Genomic DNA, 4,829 nt, shown 5'->3' on the forward strand with positions numbered 1-4,829 from the left:
TCACCCTCTCCTTCACCCTCTCCTTCACCCTCTCCTTCACCCTCTCCTTCACCCTCTCCTTCACCCTCTCCTTCACCCTCTCCTTCACCTTCCGCCGGGGTCCAATTGGGATCCAGCTCCAGTCGTGAGATCTTACCGTCCCGATTGTCATCGATCTCGGAAAAAACAGCCTGGGGAAGGTCGGTTACAATAATCCGAGCCTCGGTCAAGCTCAGGTAACCATCCCGATTGGTGTCCGCACGGGTGAACTCCCCCATCAGTCGCGAGACAACCCCGGCCGTGGTCAGTTCGAGATAGACGGTGAAACTCTTGAGTGAATCGAGGTCCCGAAGCTGAAGCGTGCCGCTGGAGTAGTTGCTGGCGGACAAGGTGGCGCTGTAACGCCTGAATGGAAGGCCAGCATAACGATAGTATCCAATTTGATTGGGTACACTCTCGGGTTGCTCGAACTCGGGCGACAACGTGAAGTGTACCCCGCCGATACCAGCGCGGGAATAGTCGTCAAAGACGCCGAAAGAGACATCCACCTCCAGTTGGATACCGCCCGTGGCCAGCCTGGGCTCGGAGTCCACTTCCCCGGCAAGATTCTCGCGGATCTCGTCCGGATTGTCCGTTCCGAAATCGTTGCCCTCTGCCTGGACCGTGGCATATGGGTTCAGATTGTTAATGAAGCGCCCGCCGATGGTATCGATATCGAAGACATTAGCGCCGACTCCGGTCGTATCATCGATAGTCACGTCGCCGAGCTGCGGAACCGCGAGGGCAACATCCCCCTCCGTAACGGTAGGGTGCTCTATCACGATGGCATCGGCGGCTATGGTCTCAAAGCGGGTTCCGGCGATCCGGACGCGCGTATCCTGCGTGCGGATGCCGGTCTCCACTTTCTGGACGGTCGAATCCTCGATCATAGAACCCGAGGACTGAGCCCCAAACACGTGGACGCCCTCCACCCCTGCTGCGCCGTTGCCGTCAAGGGTTACATTGTGGACGGCAACTTCTACATTGACAATACTGAGCAGGGCAACTGTTCCAGCGTCGGTGTCCGAGGGCGCCTCTATTTCAAGATCGCGAAGGACCGTTCCCTCCGCCGAAGCGACCAGGGTCGTGTCCGCGCTCTGTTTATTCGACTTTCCAACCAATTGGACCGCCAGCGGCGCGATGACGGACAACGGCGCCCCGCTCCCGCCATCCAAAGTGCCCGCCAGTGTGACGAAGGGCACGAGCGTGACCGTTTCCGGAAAGGCTCCCACGCCTAATTGTATTGTGACGGGATTGTCCGCCGTGGCACATTCGGCGACTTGCAGCAAAGCAAATTCAATCGATTCCCACGGCTGATCAGCGCTGCCGTCGCCACTTAGGTCCGAGCCTCCGTTGGTAGCGGGTGCCACGTAAACGATGTTCCCGGCAGCCAGGAGCACCTCGCAATCAAAGGGCGTTTCCCCTTCCCCTTCCCCTTCCCCTTCCCCCTCGCCTTCACCCTCGCCTTCCCCTTCACCCTCGCCTTCCCCTTCCCCTTCACCCTCACCTTCACCTTCACCCTCACCCTCACCTTCGCCTTCACCGCCGCAGTTGTCCCGCACCGTTACCGTGCGCTTCAGCACGGTCGTCTTCCCACTTGAATCGGTGGCGCTATAGGTTATCTCATAGCTTCCGGGCGTATCTGTATCCACGGTTCCGGATGCGGTAACGGACACCGTCCCATCCACGCCGTCCGCAGCCGTCGCGCCGGGATCTTCGTATTCACCACTGCCGCAATCCACCAGATTGTAAGCATCAGTATTGTTGATAAGCGTGATGACTGGCCCCGGGTCATTCGGATCGTTCCAGAACACCGCGAATTCGCGCGAGGCCGCGTCGGCGATCGGCACAAAGGCATTCGGATCGCCCACATCGACCGAGAATTCGCGGGAGACTATATCGGTTATGGGTATGTTCGCGTTGGGGTCACCAATGTTGACAGAGAACTCGCGCGAGATTGCGTCAGTCACAGGTATATGCGCGTTGGGGTCACCAATGTTGACGGAGAACTCGCGGGAAATTGCGTCGGTAGGGGGTATATTCGCAGTGGGGTCGCCAATGTTGACGGAAAACTCCCTGGAGATGGCATCCTTCACAGGCACAAGGATGGGTACGATTCCACTTTCCCAGAGCCGCGCGGTGTTGTCGTGCCCGCCCGAGAGGACATAGGCGCCGTCGGGAGAGAAGGCCACGGAAACAGCGTTCCCCGTGTGCCCGGTGAAGGTGCGCACGACGGCACCAGTGTCGACGTCCCACAGGCGCACCAGGTCATCGTCCGACCCGGTGAGGATGTGGCTGGCATGGGGGGAGAAAGCAGCGCAGTAAACATCGTTGGTCGCCACAGAGAAGGTCTGGATCGTGCTGCCGCTTGCCGCGTCCCACACCTGGGCCATGGCATTGCCGGAGCCCCACCAGTTCGACGCGGTGATGAGAATCCGCGCATTGTTGGGAGAGTATGCGGCCGAATACATGATCGGTGTATCGCCGAAAAACGTGTTGAGCCTGACCCCCGTGTTCGTGTTCCATACTTCGATGGTATCTTCGGCGTCCATATAGCCGTAGCGACTTACCAGGATGCGCGTCCCATCCGAAGAAAAGGAGAGGGAAGTGATCTCCCCTCCGTCGTAGCCCCCAAAGGTACGAATCTCATTACCCGTCGCCGCGTCCCACAGGGTGGCGATATACTCACTCGTGTAATTTGCCGTCAGCACCTGAGCGCCATCGGGGGAAAGGGCAACTGCGGTGATCTGGTCGAGAAAGTCTGTGCCCGTCCTCATGAAAGCACGAACGAGATTTCCCGTCGCGGTGTCCCACAGCCTCGCGGATTTATCGTCGGAACCCGTTAGCACCTGCGCGCCATCGGCAGAAAAAGCCAAATCGTTGATCGGGCCCGTATGTCCGGTGAAGGTGCGGATTGCATCGCCGGTTTCCGCACCCCACAGGCGCGCCGTGTTGTCGCTGGAGCCCGTGATCACCTGCGTGCCATCGGGCGAATAAGCCACCGCGTTGACAGGTCCCGTATGGCCTGAGAGGACATGAACTTCACCGGCGGCATATACGAAACTAACAGTCGATATCGACAAGAGGAACAACAGCATACGCGACAACCCAGGGGCACAGTGGGCCCGGCGTTGCCTGGAGGCATATCGCGATTGTGCTGTGTAGCTATGTCGATATTCGTAGGCCATCCTGCCCTTTCCCATGAGACGATTCGTCCGTGCCGCGATTTACTTCCAAAGGCCGCAAGAAAGAATGCGGCAGAGGGAAATCAAGGAAGCACCGCGTGTACCTGAATCGTGGAAAAGCCCCCGGCCACGGGGATATCGGCGTTCCACGTCGACTCGTCGCCACTCTCGCCGTTGAAGACCGCCGTGATGATATCTTCGACGCCGGACAAGCGCACCACGCGCGCCTTCACGACGCTGCCGGATGGGACATGCTCCGCCGTGATCACCATGGGGACCGTTTCCAGGTCGTCCACGCCGATCAACGCCACGTCCTGCGTGGGGTACGAAGCCGGATCGTCGGGTACAACTTGACCATTGAGGGCCATCGATTTGATGGTGGGCACGCCATCGCCGGGCTCGCGGAAGATGCGGGGCGGGATGGTCGGGAGGCCCGTGGAGTTAACATGGCCCGCCGTGAGGGTAATGGTGTTTGCTTCGACGCGGATGCGGCCTGCGCCGCCACCAAATGCGCCACCATCGGCGGTCAATCCACCAGTTCCATCTACTCTATCGGCAACTAGACGTATTGCCCCACCGCTTCCCCCACCAGTAACACTGTTGTTCACGTTGCCTGCACCACCACCGTTTGCATGAATTTGACCAGTCACATAGATGTCTTCAGCAACTGCTATCAATATTGCACCACCACCGCCACCTCCACCACAGTCGATCACGCGTCGACCGGCCCCACCGGATCCGCCCACCAAAGGAAAAACTCCATCGTTCCCGTACACAGAACCAGGCGTCGCACTTCCTGATGCGCCAATGCTGGCATAGCTACCAGAACCAGGATAATCACCGGTCGACGGATACGCCCCACCACCAGGACCCATTCCTGCCGACCCTAGTGCACCAGTTCGGGTCCCACGTCCTCCCCGAAAGCCGCCGGGTCCTGGCTCAGCGAAAGTTGCTGAAGTTGGTGCGCCACCGTGTCCCTTTGCCCCATTCAGACTAACCGTTCCTGCAATAGTCGCATTCCCCTGCACCAGCCAGATCACCGGCGCACGCGAAGGATGGTTCTTGAAGGTCACCGTCACGTTTGATGGAATGTTTACCGACGTATAGCGGAAGATGACGGCCCACTGCTCCGGGTCGTAGACGCCCTGGCCCGTGGAGTTGGTGGTATCCCATTCACCGGTGACGGCGAGGGAGAGGTCCACCTGGACATTGGTGTTGGGTGCAAAGGCCCCGTCCTGGCCGTTGTTGCCGGGGATGACGAGCTGGGCCTGGGCCGCGCCAGCGAGGAGCAGCAAGAGCGCGGCGGCGAACGCGGATATCGGGCGTCCGGATTGGATGGAATGGATACGGAATTCCCTTGGGATTGAGTGCATGGATGATGCCTCCCTTGCGTGTTGAGTTCCCAATACAAACACGCATACGCGCCGCACGAGCCCCAAGTGTACCGCCCAGGTACGAACCGTGTACGCTGCTAAACGATAACACAAGATCCGCGAATTGTCCACTCCGGGGGACGTACCGCCGCACAGCCCGCCAGGCGTTCGGGACCGTCCCGAATGGCACTAACCTAAGGTTCTCTGGGTTTGCGCTTTCTAGGGGATTTACTTGTTTCTCGAGCGCTTTGGC

The 4,829-nt window shown here is 59.5% G+C and carries 2 protein-coding genes; both read right to left on the bottom strand.

Annotated features, from left to right (window positions below; genetic code table 11):
• A partial coding sequence (locus JNK74_28055; protein MBL7650043.1) for a DUF5011 domain-containing protein occupies window positions 1-3,020 on the bottom strand: 3,020 nt, incomplete at its 3' end.
• A gap of 266 nt (window positions 3,021-3,286) precedes the next feature.
• Window positions 3,287-4,576, bottom strand: a complete 1,290-nt coding sequence (locus JNK74_28060) for a hypothetical protein (protein MBL7650044.1) — start codon at window positions 4,574-4,576, stop codon at window positions 3,287-3,289.
• Between the last annotated feature and the right edge of the window lie 253 nt (window positions 4,577-4,829).

The organism is Candidatus Hydrogenedentota bacterium, assembly GCA_016791475.1.
GTDB lineage: Bacteria > Hydrogenedentota > Hydrogenedentia > Hydrogenedentales > JAEUWI01 > JAEUWI01.

Coding starts and splice junctions, on each gene's coding strand:
- JNK74_28060 (MBL7650044.1), bottom strand. CDS start 4,576: ATGCACTCAATCCCAAGGGAATTCCGTATCCATTCCATCCAATCCGGA.